Source organism: Bacillus cereus group sp. MYBK95-2 (genome assembly GCF_051915225.1).
GTDB lineage: Bacteria > Bacillota > Bacilli > Bacillales > Bacillaceae_G > Bacillus_A > Bacillus_A cereus.
Window position 1 is genome coordinate 143,414 of the sequence record NZ_JBQAEH010000008.1, and the last position, 25,253, is coordinate 168,666.

The window sequence follows — 25,253 nt, forward strand, 5'->3', positions numbered from 1 at the left end:
TATTCATAGAGATATTCTATTTATTAATTGTAATTCCCTTGTTAAGTGGGGTAAATGTGAAATAATGTTAAATTTAATAATTAAAGAAGGTATTTATATGTCAAAGTAAAAAGTTTATCGTAAATGAAAATATATGGAGGGGTGCTGCATGAGAAAGGGAAAGAAGTTACTTGTATTTTTATTTCCACTTGCTTTATTATGTGCCTGTGAGAATGACATTGAAGATGCTAAAAGTGAAGATTCTATAGTGATGGATATTGCCACAGCAGCGGTAAAGGAGGAATCTTTTTTTAGTGCTGCTATAAGAGATGAAAAAGAAAGAATATTAGATTTAGAGATTGCTGATAGCGAAGATAGTAACGAAATAAAAAATGATATTAATAAAAGATTGGTGATACAAGGTGTAACGTCTTATAAAATCAATATAACTCAAAGAAATAGAGAAGTTGTAAAGGCAGAGAGTAGATGGAATCAAGTTTTTGGACATATATTTGATGACGTATTCAGAAAAAATGGATATGAAGGGTTTGGTATTCAGCAAATAAATTATAAAAAGAATCAACCTGTTACCATTGATATAAAAACTAAGATTAGCGATGATGAAGTAGGGGCGAGAGAACTTGGACAGAAAATAGAAAAAGAAGTTGAAGTTGTACTTAAAACAGAAGCAGTAAAGAAATGGATTGAAAATGATTCATATGCTATTGGGATTTACGATATAGATGATCGGAAAATTAACTAATTGAGGAATGAATGCTATATGAATGAAAAATCGATATAATTAAATATAGAATTACTGAAGGAGGTGTAAGATGTATAAGTATTTACATATTTTAAACGACATAGAAAATATGATTCAAAATGGAGAAATAAGAGAAGGAAAGAAATTACCGTCTATACGGTCACTCGTTACGCAATATGAATGTAATAAGGCAACAGTTATACGTGCGCTTCATGAATTAGAAAAGCGTCACATTATATATTCTGTCCCTCAAAGTGGATACTACGTTGTTAAAAAATCAGAGAGTACTATAGAAAATAACGAGATAATTGATTTTGCCTCCTCAGCACCAGATCCAGATGTTTTTCCGTATTTAGATTTTCAACATTGTATTAATAAGGCTATTGATACGTATAAAAATGATTTGTTTGTATATGGAACGCCGAAAGGCTTACCATCTTTAATACCAGTTATTCAAAAACAACTAGCAAATTATCAAGTCTTTACAAAAGAAGAAAATATTTTTATAACATCAGGTGTTCAGCAGGCACTTGCTATATTAACTTCTATACCATTTCCGAATGGAAATGAAACTGTATTAATTGAACAACCAACATATCATCTATATATTGATTATCTAGAAATAAATAAAGTTCCTGTAATCGGTATTAAACGTACGAATGAAGGTATCGATTTGAATGAATTGGAGCAAATATTTCAAACCGGAAAAATAAAATTCTTCTATACGATACCGAGATATCATCATCCGCTTGGAACGTCTTATTCTAAAGATGAGAAAGAAAAAATCACACTATTGGCTAAGAGATACAATGTATTTATAGTGGAAGATGATTATTTAGCAGATTTAGAAACTGATTCAAAAGCAGATCCATTATATAGCTTGGATAATTGTAGTCATGTCATATATTTGAAAAGTTATTCGAAGATTATTTTTCCAGGTTTACGGGTTGGAGTTGCGGTCATTCCACCATCCATTGCAAATGCGTTCTATACATACAAAAAGATACTAGATATTGATAGTCCGATGATTTCTCAAGCGGCTTTAGAAATTTATATAAAGAGCGGTATGTTTGAACGTCATAAAAGTAAAATTAATTCTTCCTACTATAATAGATCAATAAAACTAGCAGAAACATTAGAAAAAGTGCAAAATGAAGATCCATCATTATTTACATATAATAGACAAAACACATTTGGAATACACACTTGTTTAGAAATGCAGAAAAACACAGTTACAGAAACACTTATACAAAAATTAGGTGACAGGCAAATAAGTGTCGATACTATTGATAAGAATTATATGAGGAATTTTCCTAAAGAAAAACTGTTAAAGTTAAATGTTTCGAATGTAAAAGAAGATAAGATTGAAGAAGGTATTCGTAAAGTAATTGAGGAAATCAAGCAATTAAGACAGTTTAATTTTCAGTTTAGAAAAGAATAATTTGAATTAGGAGGTTCGTTGTGAGGCGCAAAATCATTCTCTTGTTTGTATGTAGCGCTATAGTGGCAGGTGCAATTGTTGTGATTACATATTATAAAAAAGAGGATTAATGCATAGCAGTTGCAAAGTATTCAAGAGGTATTATCGTAGATTAAAATAACGAACCTATAACTAATGTGAAAATTTATGAAGATTCAATTGAAAGTAAGATGCGTAGTATTTCAAATGCACAAGGTGAATTTGAAATACCACATGGAGTTTGTGGTGAAATTGCATTAAAATTAGTTACTCAGAATGGGGAAGTCTATACGAGAAAATATGATAAGAATCATGTGTAAGAAGAAAACTAAAGGTGAATAAAATGAAACCATTACAGAGAAAAGTAGCAGTTGTGGACGGAGCAACTATATATGTAACTGAATAACTATATGTTTTTTAAGAGCGCTCTTAGAAAAGAGTGCTCTTTTTCATTAATGTAAATATTTACTTAGCATCTTTTTAAAATGATTTTTATCATAATTTACATATTGCGTAGCTGTATTTCGTATTGGATCTCCGGCATAAAATCTTTCATACAATTCGTGTCTAGATCCTAATGGACTTCCAATGATATCCCAGGCTAACTTAAATAATTTTGTGCGTTGTTCGGCATCTATATTCGTTCCTTTAAAGTGCTTTTTCAATAAATTAGCTATCGGACTTTGGAAGTCATTCGAGCTCGAAGGAAGTTGAATGAACCCACCTGCTCCAATTAATTGTAAAATTTCTATTGCACGGGGATAATATTTGGAACCAAGATTCCTTGCAGTTTCAATATATTTAAAATTCGGCAAATAAGTTTTCGTTTCATTTGTAGTACCTTCAACTTCTGCAGCAATTAAAAGTGCGCGAATTGTTTCGATTTGCATAATTAATTCCCCAAGCTTCTCTTGAACATGCAAATAAGTAGTAGCACCGATCGCTTCAGCAATTTCACAAGCAATTGCAGTTATAAATTCTAGCTTTACTACTAATCGTACAATTGCTTGGTGATAAGCTAAACTACTAGAAGCTACATCTGACTTTATTGCCCATAACGCTTCAGGGTTGTTATATAGTAAGACTCGTTCCCATGGTACAAATACATTATCAAAGATTAATAGTGCATCCATTTCATCGTACTGTGAGCTAAGAGGGGAATCAACTGTAATTGAATGTGTATTCGCAAATGGTTCTCTACAAACCATATGTAATCCAGGGGAATTGGCTGCCACGATGAGAAAGTGAGCTAAATCTTTTTGAGTATCAGTCAGTTTTGCTAATGGATAGATTAATAAATCATTTGAATAAGGAGAAGCAGTACCAATCATTTTAGCACCACTTAAATAAATTCCATCAGAAGTTTTTTTCGTAACTCTTAGTAATCCTAAGTCGTTTGTATTCAACATTGATTCTGTAGATCGATTTATTTGTGGATCACGTTGAACTACGCTTAAGAATAAGTGATTATCTCTTGCTTCTTCATAATAAGATGTAATTTTATCTGGAAACTGTGCATCGAATTTTTTATAAAAATATTTTGATACGTACCAGCCAGTAAGTCTCGATCTTGCGTAATCAGATAGTCTACTCATTACACCGTCTGTAGCATAACTCCACGTTTCAAAAGCGGTTCTCCTCATTAATAATTCGTTATAGGAATTCGGAACTAAAAAGGCTGTATGGACAAATTCTTTCGTTTTTGGACTAACATATCCAACAGAATCTCTTCGTATTGGATCATCAAACAATGTAAATAAATTAGAAATGGTACTTAATGTTCCTGCAAAATGTTTGTCTGTAGTTACATCTACTTTTTGTCCATAGAGCCAAACGTTACGACCATCTTGTAAGCTCTTTATATAGTAATCTTTCAAATTTTGCATATTTCCTCCTTCTAAAGACTATTCATATATTTGGACATCTTTTAATGGTGGGGAATATACGTGGAAAGTTATTACTGCTGAATCTGTAGCATTATACATTTTATGCACAGTATCTTTTTTTACTGTGAAAATATTTCCCTCTGTAAACTCTTCAATCCGCTCGCTATTATTTTCGTACGTTATATTTTGTAACGTACCATTGACTATTAGTATACATCCTACAGATATTCCATGATCGTGCACAAAGGTCTTTGCTTTGCTGGGGAAATTTAATACTAAAATCTCTACGAATTCAGACTGATAGATAACGTTCCTTCCGTATTCAAGATTAACTGGTGAAGTAATAAAAGGAGCTATTTTATGAAGTGAAATATTTAATGATTGAATAGTGTGTATTAAATTGAACGTATCGTAGTTACATAGGTTATTAAATGCCTTTCTTATGTTATGAATCAACTGCATGTACAACTTCCTCCTAAGCATTTGCAGTGAAAGAAAGTAATCTCCTATTATATCGTGTGTAGTCGATTACATAACATTGTATTGAATAAATTCAAAAAGGTGACTGGTTTTAATTTGGTAATATTTGCTCTGGACTACATGGTAATTAATTCCTTTTTTATGGTATGCTTGAACTATAGCCCGCTTTCTATTGGAAAGGTGATGAAATAAATGGCAGTTCTTTTAGTGGATAATCTATATCAAATGTCTATTGTTTTACTGATCTTATGTTCATTTTGTTTTTATAGATATTTAAAGAAAATAAAAAGGGAAAGAAAGCTTACAGGTTTTGAAATTACGATGTATATCGTGACGCAACTTGCGTATTTCATTTGGGCGGCAACGACTTTTCTTAAAATGTTATCAGAATAGTAATCTTGAAGTATTAGACGCTGAACAGAAAGGTACAGGAGCATTAAAGGTATAAACGTGGGCAAGGGTAATTTATCATCTATTAGGTAAATAAATTTAGTCGAAATTTAGATGGATAACAATATTACTTATAACATCTTTATAAAAAGAGAGGATATAAATGGAACAATATAAGTTAATTGTAAAAGGGCCTAAACAACTTGAGTGGGAAACAAATGAAATTAAGGACATACAGGACGATGAAATTATCGTTAAAACAATCGCAGGATCGATAAGCATTGGGGCCGAGTTACCACAGTATAATGGATCCGATGTTACAGATCCGCATCCTTTTTATCCAAGAAAAACTGGATATGAAAGTTATGGTGAAGTGATTGAAGTTGGTAATCAAGTAACACATGTAAACGTAGGTGATAAAGTAGTTTCTTTTTATGGACATGAAACGATAGGGATAGTTAAGGCGCATAAAGTAATTCGAGTGCCTAGTTCTATACAACCTAAAATTGCTTTATTATCTATTCTTTCATGTGATGCCGCTAAAGGAGTATTGAAACTAAACCCGCGACAGGATGAAAAAGTACTTATAATTGGAATGGGAGTTATTGGTTTACTCGCTTGTTATTTCTTAAAATACTATGTAGGCATTGAGCACGTGGATGTTGTTGAGCCTAATAAAAATAGAAGAGATTTTGCAAAGAAGTTTGGTACGAAAAACATATATGATTCAGAAGAGAAAATAATAGAAACATATGATTATGGTTTCGAATGTTCTGCTACAAATAGTGGGTTCCATACTTTGCAAAAAGCTCTTAAAACTAATGGTGAAATATGTATACTGTCTGATGGCAATATAGAAGAACTAACATTAACTGCTAACTTTTATCAGAAAGAATTGCAAATCATTGGATCAAGTGATGGATACGATTATCAAAAGCATGCAGATTGGTTTTTTGAAGAAATAGGAAAAACACCATTTATAGAAGAGATCTTTCAACATGAAATACATTATACTTCACTCATACAATGCTTTGATGAATTGAGTTTAGGGATAATTAAACCATTAAAAGTATATGTTTCATATGAATAACGAAAAAAATGAGAAAATATTTGTCACATACCTTACAAATGTTTCGTCACATTTATGATTACTAAATGAGGAGGAACATATATGAAAATATTTGTAGCAGGTGCAACGGGTGTAATAGGACGTTCTTTATTGCCAATGTTAATAAAAAATGGGCATACAGTTTTTGCGATGATCCGTAATACTTCGCAAGTAGAAGCAATGAAAAAGGTTGGTGCCATACCAGTAATAGCTGATGTATTTAATAGAAAGGCTGTATTTTCTGTATTAGAAGAAACAAATCCCGATGTAGTTATTCATCAATTAACGTCATTATCTTCATGGGATTTTGAGGATAATGCAAAAATTAGAACAAAAGGCACTCGTAACCTTGTCGATGCAGCTAAAAATGTAGGGGTACAGAAAATAATCGCTCAAAGTATTTCATGGGCGTATGAACCAGGGGATACATTTGCGACTGAAAAAGATTCACTACATATTACTGCTTCCATGCCTCGACAAGTCACTGTTAATGGCATATTGAAATTAGAAGAAGCTGTTACTGAATTACCTGAATCGGTAATACTTCGTTATGGCACATTATACGGACCAGGAACATGGTATGCGGAAAACGGATTAATAGCAAATCAAGTTCGTAATAATGAGATTATTGCATCAGACGGGATAATCTCGTTTATACATGTCGAAGATGCTGCAAGAGCTACTATGCTATCCCTTAATTGGCCTTCAGGAATCGTAAATATTGTAGATAATTATCCAGCAACTAGTAAAGAATGGTTACCAATATATGCAGCAGCGATAGGGGCACCTAAGCCTAAAGTTCAAGATGGGAAAAATAGTTGGGAAAGAGGAGCTTCCAATAATAAAGCACGTAAAGAGTATGGTTGGATACCTTTATTTCCATCATGGTCTGAAGGATTTAACAACTTAATAGGTAAGTAAAACACACCTTTAATGGGAATGATAGTAAAATACACCATTAAAGGATTGGGTTATTATGAATATAATTTGGGAAAGTATTATATTAACTTTTACTGGAATAATTGTTTTGAAAATGACAGGTAGTACATCTGTCAGCCAAATGACAAGAGCTGAAATCATTATAGTTGTATCAATTGGCCGTATTATTGTAGAACCTGTATTAAGTAGAAAAGTAGTCCCATCTATATTCGCGGCTATCATATTTGCAAGCATATTACTTATCATTCATTTCTTTGAATTGAAATTAAGGAAGGTGGAACAATTTTTAAATGGAAGTAGCATTATAATTGTTGAAAACGGAGAGATTGTAAAAGAGAATTTGATGCAGGCAAAAATGTCGGAACAACAACTTTATATGCAATTAAGAGAAAAAGGGATTCATGACGTAAAGAGTTTACAGCAAGTTACAGCGGAACCGAATGGTCGTATTGGTTATCAATTAATAAAAGAAGCACAACCAATAACTTTAGAAATGTTAGAAAAAGTATTAGATCGGTACAATATAAAAAGATAATTTCTCGTGAGAAAAAGCCAATACTATGAACTGCACCCCAATTGTTAGACACAGTCTAACAATTGGAGGTGCAGTTTTTTGTATGACAAAATTTACGAAGGATTTAAAGTTAACGCTCGTTCAAGGATTTATCCGAAAATAATTTCTCAAGCAGAATATGCAAAACAGATGCATATTACAAAGGCACAATTTCAATACTGGTTACGCTTATACGAACTCCATGGAGAAGAAGGTTTACACGAGGTCTATACAAATTACACCGCAGAGTTTAAACTAGACGTACTAAATTTTATGGCTCAATCGGGTATATCGTTAATGGATACAGCGGCTATATTCATGGTTCCTTCTTTTACAACGGTTTATCAATGGAAGAAGCAATTTGAAGTAGGTGGCTTAGATGCCCTTGAACCAAAGAAAAAGGGGCGTCCATCCATGAAAAATAAAAACACAAAACATGATACTAAAAAGATTCCGGCAGAAGGTTCAGTTGAAGCGTTACAAGCTGAATTAGAACGCTTACGTATGGAAAATGCGTATTTAAAAAAGTTGAATGCCTTAGTTCAAAACAAGGGAAAATCACCAAACAAGACAAGGCACAAGTAGTCTATGAATTAAGGCATGAGTTTCAAGTGAAAGAATTAGTAAAGTTAGCGGATATCCCTCGAAGCACCTATTATTTTTATGTAAAACAAATGGATAGAATCGATCCAGATGCCGATTTAAAAGTAGAAATTAAAGCGATTTATGATGAACACGAAGGTCGTTATGGATATCGTCGTATTCGTAATGAGTTAGCCAATCGTAATCAAATAGTGAATCATAAAAAAGTGCAACGAATTATGAAAGAGTTAGGTTTAAAATGTCTTGTACGTATGAAAAAATATAAATCTTATAAAGGAACAGTTGGTAAAATTGCACCTCATATTTTAGAGCGTAAATTTACGGCAGATACGCCAAATGAAAAATGGGTAACCGATATTACAGAATTTAAATTATTCGGTGAGAAACTTTATTTATCACCTGTATTAGACTTGTATAATGGTGAAATCATTACCTATACAATTGGCTCTAGACCGACGTATTCACTTGTTTCAGAAATGTTAGAGACAGCATTAGAAGGTTTACCTGAAAATCACCAACTAATGATGCATTCAGATCAAGGGTGGCATTATCAAATGAAACAGTACCGTCACGCATTACAAAAAAGAGGTATCGTACAAAGTATGTCTCGTAAAGGCAACTGTTATGACAACGCAGTAATGGAGAATTTCTTTGGAATCATGAAGTCTGAGTTTCTCTACATAAAAGAGTTTGAAAGTGTAGAGCACTTCAAAATAGAATTAGAAAAATATATAGATTATTACAATACAAAACGGATAAAGGCAAAATTAAAAATGAGCCCGGTGCAATACCGGACTCATTTTTATCAAGCTGCCTAATGAAATAACCGTGTCTAACTTTTAGGGGTCACTTCACTATAACGGAAGTATTGGCTTTTTTATTTTTCTACAAACGTAAGGATTAATAAAATAGGGTGGATTTTAAACCAATCATTATAATAGATATAGGCTTATAATTGTGCTATATTCAATGGACTTATAGTGAATGTGGTAAAAAACTAATTTGGCATAGGTAGACGCAGCGTTAAAATTTATAAGTTTTTCATGTGATACTAAAAATGGATTGAAAATAAGGAGATAGATACATAATGGAATTTTGGGAATCAAGTTTTATCGAAAAACAAACGATGTGGGGATTTGAACCTACAGAATCTGCAATTTTGACAAAAGATTTTTTTCTTGAAAAGAACGTTAAGAATATATTAGTTCCGGGTATTGGATATGGAAGAAATGCAAAGGTTTTTATCGATAATGGTATAAATGTAACAGGTATTGAAATTTCGAAAACAGCGATCGATTTAGCAAGAGAAAACGGACTAGAAGATGTTAGTATGTATCACGGTTCAGTAAACGAAATGCCTTTTGATAATAAACTGTATGATGGGATATTTAGTCATGCACTTCTTCATTTGTTGAATGAACAGGAAAGAGAGAAATTTATTGAAGATTGTTATAATCAGCTAAAACCAGGCGGATATATGGTTTTTACAACTGTTTCTAAAAAAGCTCCCATGTACGGAAAAGGAAAACAATTGGATAAAGATTATTATGAGATAATGGAAGGTGTAAAAATGTTCTTTTATGATTCTGAATCTATAAAAAAAGATTTTAATCAATATAGATTAGTACAAGTTTCGGAAATTGATGAACCAAATAAGAACATGGCAAATAAACCTTCAATCAATTTCTTAATGATAAAATGTAAGAAAGAACGATAACTAAAAGTTATTAAGAATGATTAAAGATGTTTATATATTGATTATGCACAAATAAAAAGGACAAGCATATAATATAAATACCTTTTAACTTTAAGTAACCTTAACTTTCGTTAATAGGGTATCTCAAAATCCCCAAAAGAGCACTTGCGGAAACAAGTGCTCTTTTATTTTTTGTTTCATAAATATTTATAGTTGCAAATTTCGTGCAATAAAAATAAATCTGAGAGAAATAATCATATCTTTATTATACGATTATTTCTGAACTACAAACGATATAGCATTTGTTTTTAATTGAATGTGTCTTTCATTTCGAACAATATCATAAGCTAATTCTTTTATTTCAACTTTTAGTTCTTTCCATTCTTTATAAATGCTTTTTAAAGTACTTATCATTTCTTCGGTTGAAAGATTAATTTCAATTAAAGCTTCTAATTCTTCATTCGTTATTGAATCAATTTCTTGTATGTTAGAGTTAATAATTAAACAATTAATACCGTCGTTTTTTGTACCTCTTTTCATAGAGTGGAGTACATTTTTAAAATCTTCTTCTGATCTGACATGTTCTAAACTTGATACTGCAACGATATAATCATAAGCGTTAGAGTCAATATGATAGTTTTCAATTGCTGCTTCTTCTGTTTTTATAACCTCGAATACATCATGTTCTTTGCTATAAATTTGTAGCTTTGTTAAAGCGGAATTAAGTAAATCAACACATGTAACGGTGCCGCTAGTATTTTTTATTTTTTTTGCAATTGGAATGCTATTTCTCCCAACGCCAGAGCCAAGGTCAAGTACTTGCAAGTTGTTTTGTCCGTCAAAGTGGTTCATCAAGTCCATAACCGTTTTAACTGGTTTGAAAAGCCAAGAGCCAGCTTCAAACAGTTTATATTGTTCATAGCAAAGGTCGTGATATTTCTTTTCTTCTTGTCTAATGTAATCGATACGGTTCACATTGTTTCAGCTCCAATATTTTTATTGCAAAATGAATAGGTGGGACAGCCTTTAACATTTGTTTGAATTCGAAAAATACCACCAGCATGTGGATACTCTTTTAATTCGTTATCACTCATTCTTGTTCTGGCTGTTGTAACATATAAATCTGTTAAATTAGGCCCACCAAATGTACATGATGTTACATATAACGCGGGAATTGGAATGCTTAATATTTGTTCTCCAGTAGAGGGATTCCATCTAGTTATTTTTGAACCTCCCCAATGTGCAATCCATAAACAACCTTCTTCGTCAATTGTCATACCATCAGGTAGACCATCATTTTCAGAGAAATTGATTACATCACTTGGATTATGAATGTCTCCAGTACGTATATTATATTGATAGCGAACCACTTTTTTAGTAGGTGTATCTATAAAGTAAAAGTATGTATGATCAGGTGACCAAGCAATTCCATTTGATGTATTTACATGTGAAACTTTTTTCTCTACACTTAAATTATGATGTAAACAATACAAGGAACCTGCAGCATTCATACCGTATGTATCTGTAGAACCTGCCCAGAAACGACCAGCTGGATCACATTTTCCATCATTGAAACGATTTTCTATTAAATGTGGTTCAGGGTCAAAAATATGTGTCAGTTTTTCTGTATTTACATTAATAGAATAAAAGCCGTTTTCCATAGCTAAGAGTAGTACATCCTCTAAATATGGAACAACACAGCCAATTTGTTGATTGAGAACAATTACTCGGTTCGTATTAGCGGTAGGATTATATATGCATAATTTTCTCTCCATAATATCAACCCAATATAAAAGTTGCTTTTTTCCATTCCAACATGGTCCTTCAGCTAAACTTGCTTTAGCATCTAAAACTAATTCTATATTACTGAACAAGATGTTCACCTCGCGTTATAAGATATTAATATAATTCGATAAGAATAGAGGTAAACCTTTTAGTCAAAGGATATTAAAATTTATACTGTAGAAAAATGACCTTCTCAAGTGATTAAAAAATTGTATAAACAAGGAGAGGAAAATGCATATGATGTTTTATGAGATTGTTTGCTTTTCTTGTAAGAATATATTTCGTGTTTACGAAGGCAGTGAAAAATATAAGCGATTTAAAGAGAAACCAAAAGGGGCATATTGTTGTGATGAGTGTAGCCACAAAATTCAATTAGAAGCGATAAAGAATTTTTTTAGATAATTTTACGATTTCGATTCGGAAAAGTTTGACAATAAAAGTGTTATAAATTATCATATTAAAAAACTAATATTTAAGGCATAGAAGAGAAGAGTAGTTAAGAAAGAATACGTACAGAGAGCTCTGGTAGCTGAGAAAGAGCGGTATACATCTTAATGAAAAAAGACTTGGAGCTGCGCAAGGAACTAATTTATTTAGGGATGGTGCGACGGGTTCTCCCGTTATAGAGATAGGGTATAAGCATATTTTGCCGTACCTGAAGAGGTTAATATGGTGACATATTAACAAACTGAGGTGGTACCGCGAAGCTAACAACTCTCGTCCTCAAGATGAATAATCTTGGGGGTGGGAGTTTTTTTGTTGCATAAAACTGGAAATGAGAAACAAAAAATAATTGAGGTGAGTAATATATGCATTGGGCGTATGAAGTAGCACATGAATTAATTAGGAAACATCCAAATAAAGAAATGTTTGTTTGTGCATCTGGAATTAGTCCGTCAGGTTCTGTTCATATTGGGAACTTTCGTGAAATCGTAACGACTTATTTCGTAGTAAGAGCACTTCAAGATTTAGGGAAAAAGACTCGTTTTATATTTTCGTGGGATGATTATGATAGGTTTAGAAAAGTTCCAAAAAATATTGATCCATCTTTTGCAAAGTATATTGGTATGCCATACTGTGATATTCCAGATCCGTATGGATGTCATAACTCGTATGCGGAGCATTTTGAAAAAGAGTTTGAAAAATCGCTTCAAGCATTTGGAATTGAAGTAGAATTTATTTATCAACATGATGAATATAGAAGCGGAAGGTATAACGAAAATATATTAGAGGCCTTGTATAAACGAAAAGAAATATATGATATTTTAATGGGTTTTAAAACTAGAGAGTGTAGTGAAGAAGAACGAGAGAGCTTTTATCCAGCTACATTATATTGTGAGAGATGCGGAAAAGATACAACAACTATTACACATTTTGATGAAGTATTAAAAACAGTCCGGTATGAATGTGAATGCGGAAATGAAAAAGAGTTATCCGTATTAAATACAAATAAAATGAAACTAAACTGGAAAATCGATTGGCCGATGAGATGGATGATAGAGGATGTTATTTTTGAACCGGGCGGTAGAGATCATTCATCAGAAACGGGTAGTTATAATGTATCAAAAGAAATTGCAAGGAAAATATTCAATCGAGAAGCGCCTCATTACGTTGCTTACGATTTTATTGGTATTAAAGGGAATCATGAAAAAATGTCTAGTTCTTCAGGGAATAGTATTACACCAAGCAATTTATTGAAAGTGTATATACCAGAAGTAATTCTCTTTATGTTTGCAAAATACAAACCAGGCGCTGCTTTTCATATTGGGTTGGATGAAGATGTGATTCGTAATTATACAGAGTATGAGCGATTGAAAGATAGTTATGAAAATAAAACGCTCAAAAATGAAGATTTATTTGATGCAATTAAAATCTCTAGAGTTGATAGTGAGATTAAAGAATATCCGAAATTTAATCAAGTAGCAGGAACGTTACCATTATTAAATTTTGATTCAACTATTTTACAGGAGATATTAAAGAAAATAGATAGGAGCTATGCATTAGATGAAATGAGAGCGATAAGTAATCGCGCAGAGTATTGGATAAGAAACTTTCAATCTGAAAAATTAATCGCGGTAAATGAGGAGAAAAATGCAGAGTTTTACTACACATTAGATGAAAGGCAGAAAGAATGGCTAGTAGAAGTTTGTAAAATACTTCGTTCTAATAAAGATTACTCTAACTTAATGGAGCAATTATATGCAATTTGTCATCATGAAAATAAAAAAATAATGAAAGAAAATCAAAAACAATTATTCACTATTATATATAAGCTCATTATGAATCAATCAAATGGTCCTCGTATACCATTATTAATACATGTAGTAGGCATAGAAAATTTCATCACACTATTAGATTTCTAAAACACAGTTAATAGCAACGCAAGTACCAAAATTTCTAAGTACTTGCGTTGCAAATTTTTCTATCGTGAATACATTTTCGGACATTCATCACCACTTGGTTCATAAAAACAATGGCTTTTAAACTGTCCTACAAATGGCTGATTATACCATTCAGACGGACAAGCTCCAACTGGACGGAAATACCAAAGAGCCCATCGTGCAGGCCAGCGCCATTGACCTTGTAAAACTTTTCGTGCGATTTCTTTTTCTGATTCACGAGCGCGTTGATAAAAATATCCATATTGTACTGCTTCAAATCCGCCGGGGCTTTGATATACAGCGTCTCGTACGGTACGGAGTTGTTTAAAATCTAAGCAATCACAAAATACACGGTTTACTACAACGCATCCAACTAACTCCTCACCTTGGCGACCTTCGCCTTCAGCTTCAGCACGAATTAATCGAGCTAGTAAATCAACATCACTTTCGTTGTATGGAATAAGGGGCATAGTGATACCACCTTTCTGTTATAGTAAAGAGTGTATGTTATAAAACAATCTGCGTGCTTTTTTACATAAAAATAACATTTAATTTTAAGAGGAGCTTGTATAAAAAAAGCTAATTAGTAATAGTAGATAAATATAAAAGGGAGAGGTATTATGTATCGAATTCATAAAGACCATATTATTTACGCGATGTCATCAGAGAATAAACCATGTATGGTGTAGTTTTGAAATAAAGTTGCGATGCTGTATCTCTTTAATCAAAGAATTGTAAATATATGATCAAACTTTTTTATAAAACAGAAACATAAACCTGCTGGATAAGAAACCATTTGGATTAAACTTTTTTCAAAATGGTTTCTTTTTATTCAACATAGAATACGGTTTAACACAATATTTTTAATCAAACTTTATTTTAAAGCCACACATTGCTTTTTCTTATGGTGAATTTGTTTCTTAGTTATTTCCTGCATTTTATATCATTCACCAATCATGTAATGTTAAGGGAGATGACAAAAGAAAGGAAGGATGTACAAATGAGTATAGTAAAAAACGGAACATTGCAAGTAATTGGAGCAAGCATCTATTATGAGGTGCGTGGCTCGGGTCCAATTCTTCTTTTGATTCATGGTGGGGGTGGTGATGCCGACAAGTTCCATAATATTGCCGACCATCTTGCTAAATGGTATACCGTTGTTACTTACGATCGTCGTGGTCATTCCCGTAGCAATCTCGTCAATAAAACTGAGGATTACCATGTGCAAACACATAGTGAAGACGCTCACCGGCTGCTAGCCAATTTGACCAATGAACCGGCTTATATATTCGGAAGTAGTTCTGGTGCTGTCATCGGACTTGATTTGTGTATACGCCATCCTGGGCAGGTACAGTTACTAATCCCACACGAACCGGTTTTATTACAACTTTTACCTGAAAATGAGTTGAAGCAGGCTATAAATTTCATGGAAGACCTTAAAGGGAATCATAAAAGTGAGGTCATGAAGTTATTGTCAAATATCGATGATAGCAATTCCGGACTATCGAAGGATATGCTAACAAAGCGACTACTCGGCAATTCGATTTATTTCACTGAGTATGAAATCCCGGGAATTCTCAGCTATACTTTAAACATCGATGCATTAAAGCACTCATTAAAACCTGCATCGATACAGGTACGTCCAGCCGGTGGAAGTATTTCACGAGAATTTTTTCCTTACCATTGCGCATTCAACTTGGCAGAACACCTCGGAACAGAATTCGCAGAGTTTCCAGGAAACCATGTGGGCTATAACACAGTGCATCATAAAGAGTTTGCTGAGAGGTTACACGACATTCTTGAGAATTAATCCGGAAACGTATCAATCGGTAGTGTATGAGCACACCAAAGAGTTATAAGACACTTCGTAATTTAGGGTTTTGTCTTTATGTCTGAATTATAATACGATGCATGTTGTTTAAGAAAAGGGCGCGTTTGTTGAAGAATAAAGATAGAAAATGACCAAACTTTTTATAGTATAGAAACTTAAATTTGTTAGATAAGAATTCATTTTGATCAATCTTTTTTCAAAATGAATTCTTCTTGTTTACCATAAATTACGAGTCTGTGAGGTATGTTTAATCAAAGTTTATTTCAAAGCAACATATGGAAGTAGAAATTGGGAGTCGTCTTATATTTGGAACATATGATTGCTTTGAGAATCAAATTGACTCTGAAGATGTTGCGTTTCAAGAATTTGATTGAAACCGAATTAATCTGACGACTGGACCTGTATATATCAGTGGTGCAGAACCTGGTGACATATTAGCTGTAACGATTGAAAAGATAAAAATTGTAGAGCAAGGTGTTTTAACTACAGGGGTGAACCTTGGCGTAATGGGTGAAGATCTACATGAAAATACAATAAAAATCGTCTTAATACATAATGAACATGTTTTGTTTTCAAACGAACTACAAATTCTGATTAATCAAATAATTTGTGTAATTGGTACTGCACCGAAAGAAGAGAGCATTTCATGTGGCACACATCAGCTGCCAGTAATTTGAAAGTTTGTAAAGTTGTGGATCCACTTAAAACGGCACGAATGGAACTAAGTATGGATTATGTGGAGAAGCTAGGTTTTAATTGCAGTAACTTTCATATTAAGTAAGAATAATAGAAGAAGGATACTTTTGTATAAAAGCATCCTTTTTTTAATTTACGGATTTTGTGAAAAGAGGTAGTATTTATTTTATATAAGTATATTTGAGATTGTGGATTAAAAAGGAGTTCAATAATGGCCAAAATTATGATTGTAGAAGACGATATGAAAATTGCAGAACTATTATCAACACATGTTGCGAAATATGGTTATCAAGGAGTTATTGTATCGGATTTTCAAAATGTATTAAACATTTTTTTAGAAGAACAACCAGAGTTAGTTTTATTAGATATTAATTTACCGAGTTTTGATGGGTACTTTTGGTGTCGTCAAATTCGCGGAGTTTCAACATGTCCGATACTATTCATTTCGGCCCGTGAAGGTACGATGGATCAAGTTATGGCGTTAGAAAACGGTGGCGATGATTTTATTCCGAAACCTTTTCATTATGAAGTTGTAGTGGCGAAAATTCGTAGTCATTTAAGACGTGCATATGGAGATTATGCACCGAAATTAGAAGAACGAATGATTGAACAACAAGGTCTTTGTTTATATCCCGAAAGACTTGTATTGAAACTTAGAAATGACGAGATTGATATAACGAGAAACGAAGCCATTTTATTAGAGACATTAATGAAAAATTATCCGCGTGTTGTGAGTAGAGAAGTGTTACTTAATAAATTATGGGATAGTGAATCTTATGTTGATGATAATACATTAAGTGTAAATACAACACGTGTGCGTAAAAAGTTACAAACGTTGCATATAGAAGGTGCGATTGAAACGATTCGTAGTGTTGGATATAGATTTCATATTACTTGGGATAATGGTATAGAAAAATGATAAGGTTGTTTATACGTGATCATATACCACTTATTTGTTTTACCATAATTCAACTACTAGCTATATTTCTCGTATATTGGTTTGATGGGCATAATCATATTACAACGGCGTTATATGCAATGTTTCTAGGTGTTTTCTTTATGGGAAGTTATTTAGTGTTTCGTTATTTTACACATCGTTCTTTTTATGAGCGCCTAGCAAACCCGATGCAATCTTTGGATGAATCTGTTCAAAAATCTGATTTTGCAGCTGTATCGGCTGCTCTTCAAGAACTACTTGAGGTGCAATATCGACATTATCAAAATCAGCTGCAAATGCAAGAGAGAAAAAATAATGACCATTTAACCTTTATGAATCAGTGGATTCATCAAATGAAAACACCTTTATCTGTAATAGAATTAATTACACAGGATGAAGTAGATTCACGTTTTGAAAGTATAAATGAGGAAACTGATCGATTAAAAAAGGGATTAGAAATGGCTCTGTATGTCGCACGTTTAGAAGCATTTACACAAGATTTTTATGTAGAAAGAGTACAACTACATAAAATAGTGAATGATTCGGTACATGAGCATAAACGATTCTTTATCCGGAATTTTGTATATCCATATATTGAAATTGATAAGGATATTACAGTAGAAAGTGATGCGAAATGGTTACAATTTTTAATTGGACAAATACTATCGAATGCGATTAAATATTCATCTGGTAGTAGAGAGAAGATTAAAGTGAAAGCTTGTAAGGAAGGTAATAATGTTATACTTGAAATTGCTGATAATGGTGTAGGAATATCGAAGCAAGATTTACCAAGAGTGTTTAAACCGTTCTTTACAGGAGAAAATGGTAGAAATTATAAAGAATCAACTGGAATGGGGCTATATCTCGTATATGAAATTACGAAGCAATTAGGACATAGTGTAGAAATCCATTCAGAAGTTGGTAAAGGTACCGTTGTACGTATTAAATTTTAAATGTGTAAAAATGACTCAGGCTAAAGAACTTTTGAAATAAGTTTTTTAGCCTTACTTTATATGGATTAAATAAAATGATATAAAAGACTGGTATGATTCTAATAAAAGGTCGTGTAAGTATGTGTAATGACACAATAATAAATAAGGCTGTTAAATGAGAGGTTTTTAATAATTTATTAATATTTAAATAGTTTTTTGTAAGAAAAAAGCTCGCCCTTTGAAAGAGCTAGCTTCATGAATTTTAATTAAGTAAACAAACTTAATAATTTATATCCAATTAATCCTAAAATAGTGATAGGAACCATCATTAAGAAAGAAGAAATTCGATTAGCATTAGAGCGTTCTAATACAAGAATCAAGATAATCCCGACTATGACTTCGGTATATCCAACAGGTAACATGTGAATATAGTCTTCAAAATTTAAAAGAATGTGAAGTCCGTCCGTTACAAAAACGCCACTAATAAGCGCGCTTCCGAACTTATGAAGTGGATCCGTAGTATCTTTCCATAGAAAACCTGCAACTCCAAAGATAGTTCCTCCTATACATGCACATACAATCCATACGGATATAAAATAAATAGAGTGAGCTACATTTTTAATAACTATTGCATAACCATAGTAGCCTAATACCATACCGAGTAGTGCAAGGATACCAGAAAGTATAGCTGTACGCTTAGAATAACTAAAGCTAGCCACAAAAAAGGATGGAACTAACCAAACGCTTCCTAGATTAGCTAATGAATTCCAATGTCCAGGAAGTATTCCTTGCCCCAATTTAGTTAGTATACCAACAATTATCCCTACTATAATCGGGACGAGAAAAATCCTTAAAAACATATTTAACTTTGTGATTTTTAATGTCCTGTCCATAAATTCAATCCTTACATTAATATTTTCTGTAAAGATATAATAGCTTATTACAAGGGAGTAATCAATAAAAATTTATCGAAAAACAATAAGTGATTATTGGATAATGAATAACATTTTGTTTTTATACAAAATTTATCCCGCTTTAATGGGCAGTAAGGCTCCCACCTCAAAATTCAGCGAAAGCAAAGAAATTAGGTGGGGGGCGGGCTGCCCATAAAAGTCCGATTGGTTCAACTAATAATCAGTGGGGATGAAGAAAACCCCCACTGATTAAAGTTTCACTTTATATAAGAGAGAGTGCTTAGAAGTTTACTATTGGGGAAATCTAAAGGACGTATTACAATCAATGTAATTTTTGCTTATTCAACATGAAGTTAAGGAATGATAAATAAACCTAAAATAAATCAATCTTTTTAGTAGCACAAATAATTGCATTTACTCATACAGTACTATCATGGTACAATATGGTTACTAACGATGGAAAGGAATGATGGGTGGACGATGATTAACTAATCTTATTTTTAAATGTTGAAATTCAATAAATTTCAATTTCTAAAAAATAGGATTAGTCTGCCCAATTTCCATACAACGGTTTTGCTATTTGATTTGCGTAATAGCTTATTTGGGTATAAATAATGTAATGACTAATCCTGCCAAATTTATTTGGGAGGATTTTTTATTCTCCCTTAATGAAAGGGATCGATATTTATGAAAGAACTATTAAAATTAAATGATGTTTATGTTGAAATAAAGGAAAATATGTTGTTAGAGAAAATGAATGTGACAGTAAAACAAGGGGATGTTATCGGATTAATCGGTAAAAATGGTGCTGGTAAATCAACGTTACTTCAATTAATAAATGGGAAGATTGAACCTTCAAAAGGTACTGTTGAATGGATGCAAATGAATATGACAACAGCATATGTTGAGCAAGAAATAGAATCTTTTATTAGTAATGATGTAATTGCAAAAGAAGCAGAACTTCTTGCAAAATGGGGCGTGCCAACGAACGATTTTCATACTTTAAGTGGTGGTGAAAAGCTGAAAATTCGATTAGCAAAAGGATTTGCTGAAAATCCTAATGTCTTAATATTAGACGAACCGACAAATCATTTAGATGAGATCAGTACGGGATTTCTCATTAAACAAATAAAAAACATGAAAGGTACAGTTATCGTTGTATCGCATGATCGATATTTTTTAGATGTTGTCGCAACAAAAATATGGTCAATTGAGGACAAAAAATTAATTGAGCATAGTGGTAATTATACGAGCTACATGAAAGCACGTGAGCAAAAAAGAAAGTCGCAGCAGCGTGAATATGAAAAGCAGCAAAAAAAGATAGAACAAGTAGAAACACATATAAAAGAATTGAGTTCATGGTCACAAAAGGCACACGCGCAGTCTACAAAACAAGAAGGTGTGAAAGAATTCTATCGTGTAAAAGCGAAGCGAATGGATGCACAAGTGAAGTCAAAACGAAAACGACTTGAAAAAGAGCTGGAGAAAGCGAAAGTAGAACGTGTGAAAGAAGAGTATTCAGTTGAGTTTTCTATTCAAGCGAACAAAAAAGTAGGAAAACGTTTTTTAGAAGTGAAGCAATTAAAAAAAGACTTTCATGGGAAAGTATTATTTGAAAACGTTAATTTTACAATTCAGCACGGTGAGAAAGTTGCGATTGTTGGACCAAACGGTAGTGGAAAAACAACATTACTGAAGATGATTATGGGAACGGAAAATGCTGAAGGAGAAATATGGATTTCACCATCTGCGAACATCGGCTATTTAACACAAGAAGTTTTTGATTTACCGCTTGATAAAACACCAGAAAATTTATTTTTTAAAGAGACGTTTGAAGAAAGAGGAAAAGTCCAAAATTTAATGAAACATTTAGGGTTCCAAGCTTCTCAATGGAAAGAGCCGATTGAGCATATGAGTATGGGAGAAAGAGTAAAATGTAAGCTAATGGCTTATATTTTAGATGAAAAAGATGTACTCATTTTAGACGAACCGACGAATCACTTGGATCTACCTTCACGTGAACAACTTGAAAATACATTAGCTGAGTATAACGGAACATTAGTAATTGTATCTCACGATCGATATTTTCTGGAGAAAACAACTAACATAAAACTCGTGTTTTCAAACAATACGATACAAAAGCAGCTAGAAGAACCTACGAAAACAAGAGATGATATTGAAGAGCTACGTTTAACGTTAGAAACAGAGAGACAAGAAGTATTAGGGAAATTAAGCTTTTTAACTTCTAACGACAAAGAATATAAAGCACTGGATGAACGGTTTATGGAACTTACGAAGCAGATTAAGGAGCTTTAATGTAAGTAAGGGGGATTAACATGGATGAAGAGAGATTCACTAAGTTATTTAAAATAGATTGTGGAGATATATACCTACAAGAGTTTACGGTCAAAGATGCAGAGAGTATTTATAACATATCCAATCAACCAGAAATAGAAAAGTTTTTACCAGACTGGAAATCAACAAAAGAACAAAGGGTTAATGGGGTTGTAAATTATGAAATACCAGAAAATAGAGCGTTTCTTCATGCAGTGAGAACTACGACTAACATAGATGATCACATATTAAGACTAGGAATATTTAAGAAAACCACAAATGAATTTATTGGATGGTGCTGTACGGGTATTAAAGATGAACTTCCTTTACCAAATAGAGAAATTATGTATGCAGTTTCAAGTGAATATCATAATAATGGTTATGCAACGAAAGCAACTAAAGGAATGATTAACTATTTGTTTGGAAAAACGAATGTAGATCACCTTAACGCAATTGCTTTAATTAACAATGTAGCATCAAATAAAGTTATTGAAAAATGTGGGTTTATTTATAAGAGCCAACAGAGGATAGAAAATCAAATATATAATCATTATATATTGAGAAGATCTGAGTGGATAAAAATATAACGTTGGGTAGTAAAAGACCGATAAAGCAATCGGTCTTTTCTCATTTATATAATAAAGGTTTCATATACTTTGTATTTCCTGCTACTATACAATTATTATAAGATAGTTATGCGTTAATTTCAGTTTGAAAATAGTTTTATTATCAGTTTTTTTAGAAATCTTACAAGCGTGTAAGATAAATGAAAGACGAATCAATATGAGCTGTAAGACAATTCATTTACACTCTGTTATGAGACGTGCAAATGAAGGGAGAATATACATGGAAATTTTACATGCAAAAAGTATTAGTAAAGTATATAAAGGGAAAGTACCTTATAAAGCATTAGTTGATATTGATTTATCAATTCAAGAAGGTGAATTTGTAGGGATTATGGGGCCATCTGGTAGTGGAAAAACAACGTTATTAAATATGGTATCTACTATTGATTCTCCATCATCGGGAGAAATTTTAATAAATGGTACAAATCCTTTCCAATTATCATCAGAAGATTTAGCGTTATTCCGCAGAAAACAATTAGGGTTTGTTTTTCAATCATTTAATCTTCTTAGCACACTTACTGTAAAAGAAAACATCGTATTGCCGATGACTTTAGATGGTGTTTCCGTGCAAGAAATGAACAAGCGATTGGAAGAGATTGCAGAGAAGTTAAATATTACAGATATCTTGAATAAAAGAACATTTGAAATATCAGGGGGACAAGCTCAAAGAACAGCAATCGCTCGTGCGATCGTTCATAAGCCGCAATTATTACTTGCAGATGAACCAACAGGGAACTTGGACTCTAAATCTTCAAATGATGTAATGGAGATGCTTGATACTCTTAATAAAGAAGAAAAAGCAACGATGATGTTAGTTACACATGATCCGTATGCTGCGAGTTTTTGCAGTAGAGTAGTATTTATTAAAGATGGTCAACTATATAACGAAATTTATTGTGGTGAAAGCAGACAAGCCTTTTATCAAAAGATTATGGATGTTCTTTCTTTGTTAGGAGGGAAAAGGCATGACTTTTCGTCAGTTCGCATTTAATAATATTTTTCGTAATAAGCGTACATATGCTGCCCATTTTTTAAGTAGTACATTTTCTATTATGGTTTTCTTTACGTATGCTCTTTTATTATTTCATCCTGATTTACAAGGGGAATTAAAATCAACAAGTGCAACAATGAGTGCATATGGTACGATGGGATTTACAATTTCGCAAGGTTTGATTTTTGTATTTTCATTTTTCTTTATTTTATATTCAGTTAGTTCATTTTTAAAAACTCGTAAGAAAGAATTTGGCATATTAATGATGCAAGGTATGTCAATGAGACAGTTTAAGAAATTATTATTAATTGAAAATATGTTGATTGGACTTGGTTCAATTTGTATAGGGATTTTCATTGGACTCATATTTTCTAAACTAGTTTTATTGATAAGCGCAAGTGTATTAATGATTAATAATGGTTTGCCTTTTTATACACCAGTGAAGGCTGTATTATTAACAGTTATCACTTTTCTTTTCTTATTTTTCATTGTTTCACTATTTACATTTAAAATGGTAAAAATAACGGAACTTGTCGAACTTATTCGAGCAGAGGAAAAACCAAAACCTGAACCGAAATCTTCAATTTTATTATCACTGCTTTCTTTAATTAGTATAGGATATGGATATTTCTCAGTATTTCGCTTTATTTCAAGTTCCAGTTTTACTACACTTGGAATGGGTGTCTTACTAGTAATTATAGGAACGTACTTTTTATATACACAGTGTAGCGTTTATATATTACATCTTGCTAAAAGGAGAGAATCTTTCTTTTTAAAAAGAACAAATATATTAACGTTTTCTGAATTAATTTACCGTATGAAAGATAATGCAACGATGTTTTTTATTGTATCTATTATTTCAGCAGTTGCATTTACAGCTATTGGTACAACAGCTGCTATTGGTAATAGAAATTTAGTGTGGATGACAAACCCATATACATTTCTGTATGAAAGCTCTGAAAACAACAAATTGGTAGATAAACATCTCTCTATTATAAAAAAACATCTCTTGGATGCAAATATTCCGTATCGAATGGCTTCATCTTCAAGTAAATTTACAGAAAGTAACGTAAATGTATTGAAATTAAGTGAATATAACGAACTTACGAGAGCACTCGGGTACCAACATGAAACGATTGAAAAAGAAGATGAAATTTTACTAATCCCTGGGAGGGTGTCACAAAAGCAAGAATTTAAAAATGGTGACTACAAAAAAAATATTGAAGTCATTCAAGGAGATTGGACAAAGACATTTCGTGTTAAGAAAACTGTAGAGAATTTAGTTTTACCACATGATTCTAGTAGTATTTATATTGCTGTTCAAGATCATGTGTATGATGAAATTCCTCTGACGAGTAATCCAGAGGATGAAGATATTCAACATCGTACTTACGGATTTGTTGTAGATGATTGGATAAGAACGAAAGAGATTTCAAATCAATTAAAAAGTATATTCGATAAAGATCTTAGGGACAGTGATTTCTACTTTGAAGCTTTAACATTAAACTTGTTGGAGGCAAAGCAAAAGAATGGTTTATTACTTATGGCAAGTGTTTTAGTCGGAATCGTTTTCTTTACATTTGCTGCTAGTTTTATTTATTTCCGATTATACACTGATTTGGACCGTGATCAACAACAATATAAAATGATTTCGAAAATGGGATTAAGTAAACAAGAGTTAAAAAAAGTTGTAACGAGACAGTTATTATTAATGTTCTTCTTACCGATTGCTGTTGCGGTGATTCATACTGTAGTAGCGTATACGGCACTGCAACAATTAGTTAGTTTTTCTATTTTAAATAGCTCGATTTTTATTTTAATTTCATTTATATGTATACAAGTTTTATATTTCTTTATTACTCGTTGGCGTTACCTACAAAAGCTTTATAAGACTATGGAGCAATAAAGGATATCAACTAATAAAATTACAGAAAAGCATGTAAAAAATGATATGAATTATGAAAGGAACC

At 32.4% G+C, this 25,253-nt stretch carries 22 protein-coding genes, 3 pseudogenes and 1 other annotated feature; of the genes and pseudogenes, 19 read left to right on the plus strand and 6 right to left on the minus strand.

Annotation, left to right across the window (positions count from 1 at the left end; genetic code table 11):
• The first annotated feature begins 148 nt into the window (after positions 1-148).
• The 3 genes and pseudogenes from ACTFN4_RS23280 to ACTFN4_RS23290 all read left to right on the plus strand — a co-directional run bounded on the left by ACTFN4_RS23280 (position 149) and on the right by ACTFN4_RS23290 (position 2,521).
• Positions 149-742: a DUF4030 domain-containing protein gene (locus ACTFN4_RS23280; protein ID WP_001225383.1), complete on the plus strand. Its 594-nt coding sequence runs from the start codon at positions 149-151 to the stop codon at positions 740-742.
• A gap of 70 nt (positions 743-812) precedes the next feature.
• Entirely contained in the window at positions 813-2,183 is a 1,371-nt protein-coding gene (locus ACTFN4_RS23285) for an aminotransferase-like domain-containing protein (RefSeq protein WP_000280124.1), read from the plus strand.
• 113 nt (positions 2,184-2,296) lie between these two features.
• Positions 2,297-2,521, plus strand: a pseudogene (locus tag ACTFN4_RS23290) (hypothetical protein).
• A gap of 132 nt (positions 2,522-2,653) precedes the next feature.
• Here ACTFN4_RS23290 and ACTFN4_RS23295 read toward each other — a convergent pair.
• Both ACTFN4_RS23295 and ACTFN4_RS23300 read right to left on the minus strand, forming a co-directional pair.
• The gene (locus ACTFN4_RS23295) at positions 2,654-4,087 is read right to left on the minus strand and encodes a 4-hydroxyphenylacetate 3-hydroxylase family protein (protein WP_001180384.1); all 1,434 of its coding nucleotides are present in this window, start codon (positions 4,085-4,087) and stop codon (positions 2,654-2,656) included.
• A gap of 18 nt (positions 4,088-4,105) precedes the next feature.
• A complete protein-coding gene (locus ACTFN4_RS23300; protein ID WP_001176009.1) occupies positions 4,106-4,549 on the minus strand; it encodes a cysteine dioxygenase in 444 nt (147 codons plus the stop codon).
• Positions 4,550-4,759: 210 nt separating this feature from the next.
• On the opposite strand from ACTFN4_RS23300, the gene ACTFN4_RS23305 reads away from it, so the two are divergent.
• The 6 genes and pseudogenes from ACTFN4_RS23305 (at position 4,760) to ACTFN4_RS23330 (ending at position 9,877) form a co-directional block, all read left to right on the plus strand.
• Positions 4,760-4,960 (plus strand): hypothetical protein, encoded by a 201-nt coding sequence (locus ACTFN4_RS23305; RefSeq protein WP_000279689.1) that lies wholly within the window; start codon positions 4,760-4,762, stop codon positions 4,958-4,960.
• 160 nt (positions 4,961-5,120) lie between these two features.
• Positions 5,121-6,047: a zinc-dependent alcohol dehydrogenase gene (locus ACTFN4_RS23310; RefSeq protein ID WP_173601082.1), complete on the plus strand. Its 927-nt coding sequence runs from the start codon at positions 5,121-5,123 to the stop codon at positions 6,045-6,047.
• Between the two features lie 81 nt (positions 6,048-6,128).
• Positions 6,129-6,986 carry an NAD-dependent epimerase/dehydratase family protein gene (locus ACTFN4_RS23315; RefSeq protein ID WP_000689433.1) on the plus strand — a complete coding sequence of 286 codons (858 nt, stop codon included), beginning with the start codon at positions 6,129-6,131 and terminating at the stop codon, positions 6,984-6,986.
• A 55-nt stretch (positions 6,987-7,041) separates the two neighbouring features.
• Positions 7,042-7,539, plus strand: coding sequence for a DUF421 domain-containing protein (locus ACTFN4_RS23320; protein WP_001021701.1), 498 nt, complete (start codon positions 7,042-7,044; stop codon positions 7,537-7,539).
• An 82-nt stretch (positions 7,540-7,621) separates the two neighbouring features.
• Positions 7,622-8,978: pseudogene (locus ACTFN4_RS23325) on the plus strand (IS3-like element ISBce18 family transposase).
• Positions 8,979-9,247: 269 nt separating this feature from the next.
• The gene (locus tag ACTFN4_RS23330; protein WP_000397612.1) at positions 9,248-9,877 is read left to right on the plus strand and encodes a class I SAM-dependent methyltransferase; all 630 of its coding nucleotides are present in this window, start codon (positions 9,248-9,250) and stop codon (positions 9,875-9,877) included.
• A gap of 252 nt (positions 9,878-10,129) precedes the next feature.
• Here the strand turns inward: ACTFN4_RS23330 and ACTFN4_RS23335 are convergent, their stop codons facing one another.
• Positions 10,130-10,831 (minus strand): class I SAM-dependent methyltransferase, encoded by a 702-nt coding sequence (locus ACTFN4_RS23335; RefSeq protein ID WP_001079453.1) that lies wholly within the window; start codon positions 10,829-10,831, stop codon positions 10,130-10,132.
• On the minus strand, positions 10,828-11,730 hold the full coding sequence (locus ACTFN4_RS23340; protein ID WP_000492433.1) for an SMP-30/gluconolactonase/LRE family protein: 903 nt from the start codon (positions 11,728-11,730) through the stop codon (positions 10,828-10,830). Before ACTFN4_RS23340 ends, ACTFN4_RS23335 begins: the two co-directional genes overlap by 4 nt.
• A gap of 142 nt (positions 11,731-11,872) precedes the next feature.
• Between ACTFN4_RS23340 and ACTFN4_RS23345 the strand changes: the two genes are divergently transcribed.
• Both ACTFN4_RS23345 and lysS read left to right on the plus strand, forming a co-directional pair.
• Positions 11,873-12,043, plus strand: coding sequence for a DUF2197 domain-containing protein (locus tag ACTFN4_RS23345; RefSeq protein ID WP_000551042.1), 171 nt, complete (start codon positions 11,873-11,875; stop codon positions 12,041-12,043).
• Positions 12,044-12,112: 69 nt separating this feature from the next.
• Positions 12,113-12,369 (plus strand) — a binding site (T-box leader).
• Between the two features lie 81 nt (positions 12,370-12,450).
• On the plus strand, positions 12,451-14,004 hold the full coding sequence (gene lysS, locus ACTFN4_RS23350; RefSeq protein WP_173600693.1) for a lysine--tRNA ligase: 1,554 nt from the start codon (positions 12,451-12,453) through the stop codon (positions 14,002-14,004).
• A 59-nt stretch (positions 14,005-14,063) separates the two neighbouring features.
• Here lysS and ACTFN4_RS23355 read toward each other — a convergent pair whose 3' ends face one another.
• On the minus strand, positions 14,064-14,492 hold the full coding sequence (locus tag ACTFN4_RS23355) for a cell wall hydrolase (RefSeq protein ID WP_153593220.1): 429 nt from the start codon (positions 14,490-14,492) through the stop codon (positions 14,064-14,066).
• 530 nt (positions 14,493-15,022) lie between these two features.
• On the opposite strand from ACTFN4_RS23355, the gene ACTFN4_RS23360 reads away from it, so the two are divergent.
• The 4 genes and pseudogenes from ACTFN4_RS23360 to ACTFN4_RS23375 all read left to right on the plus strand — a co-directional run bounded on the left by ACTFN4_RS23360 (position 15,023) and on the right by ACTFN4_RS23375 (position 18,439).
• Complete coding sequence (locus ACTFN4_RS23360; protein WP_000029415.1) at positions 15,023-15,832, plus strand: alpha/beta fold hydrolase; 810 nt, start codon at positions 15,023-15,025, stop codon at positions 15,830-15,832.
• Between the two features lie 296 nt (positions 15,833-16,128).
• Positions 16,129-16,634: pseudogene (locus tag ACTFN4_RS23365) on the plus strand (acetamidase/formamidase family protein).
• A gap of 126 nt (positions 16,635-16,760) precedes the next feature.
• Entirely contained in the window at positions 16,761-17,468 is a 708-nt protein-coding gene (locus ACTFN4_RS23370; RefSeq protein WP_098771308.1) for a response regulator transcription factor, read from the plus strand.
• Entirely contained in the window at positions 17,465-18,439 is a 975-nt protein-coding gene (locus ACTFN4_RS23375; RefSeq protein WP_002178119.1) for a sensor histidine kinase, read from the plus strand. The genes ACTFN4_RS23370 and ACTFN4_RS23375 overlap by 4 nt, the downstream gene beginning before the upstream one ends.
• Positions 18,440-18,684: 245 nt before the next feature.
• Here the strand turns inward: ACTFN4_RS23375 and ACTFN4_RS23380 are convergent, their stop codons facing one another.
• Positions 18,685-19,311: a DUF6518 family protein gene (locus ACTFN4_RS23380; protein WP_439962860.1), complete on the minus strand. Its 627-nt coding sequence runs from the start codon at positions 19,309-19,311 to the stop codon at positions 18,685-18,687.
• A gap of 708 nt (positions 19,312-20,019) precedes the next feature.
• Between ACTFN4_RS23380 and abc-f the strand changes: the two genes are divergently transcribed.
• From abc-f to ACTFN4_RS23400, 4 genes are all read left to right on the plus strand, one after another.
• A complete protein-coding gene (abc-f, locus tag ACTFN4_RS23385; RefSeq protein ID WP_098272527.1) occupies positions 20,020-21,648 on the plus strand; it encodes a ribosomal protection-like ABC-F family protein in 1,629 nt (542 codons plus the stop codon).
• A 20-nt stretch (positions 21,649-21,668) separates the two neighbouring features.
• On the plus strand, positions 21,669-22,253 hold the full coding sequence (locus tag ACTFN4_RS23390; protein WP_439962862.1) for a GNAT family N-acetyltransferase: 585 nt from the start codon (positions 21,669-21,671) through the stop codon (positions 22,251-22,253).
• Between the two features lie 259 nt (positions 22,254-22,512).
• Positions 22,513-23,283: an ABC transporter ATP-binding protein gene (locus ACTFN4_RS23395; RefSeq protein ID WP_000404284.1), complete on the plus strand. Its 771-nt coding sequence runs from the start codon at positions 22,513-22,515 to the stop codon at positions 23,281-23,283.
• The gene (locus ACTFN4_RS23400) at positions 23,258-25,189 is read left to right on the plus strand and encodes an ABC transporter permease (RefSeq protein ID WP_048558494.1); all 1,932 of its coding nucleotides are present in this window, start codon (positions 23,258-23,260) and stop codon (positions 25,187-25,189) included. The genes ACTFN4_RS23395 and ACTFN4_RS23400 overlap by 26 nt, the downstream gene beginning before the upstream one ends.
• Positions 25,190-25,253 lie beyond the last annotated feature (64 nt).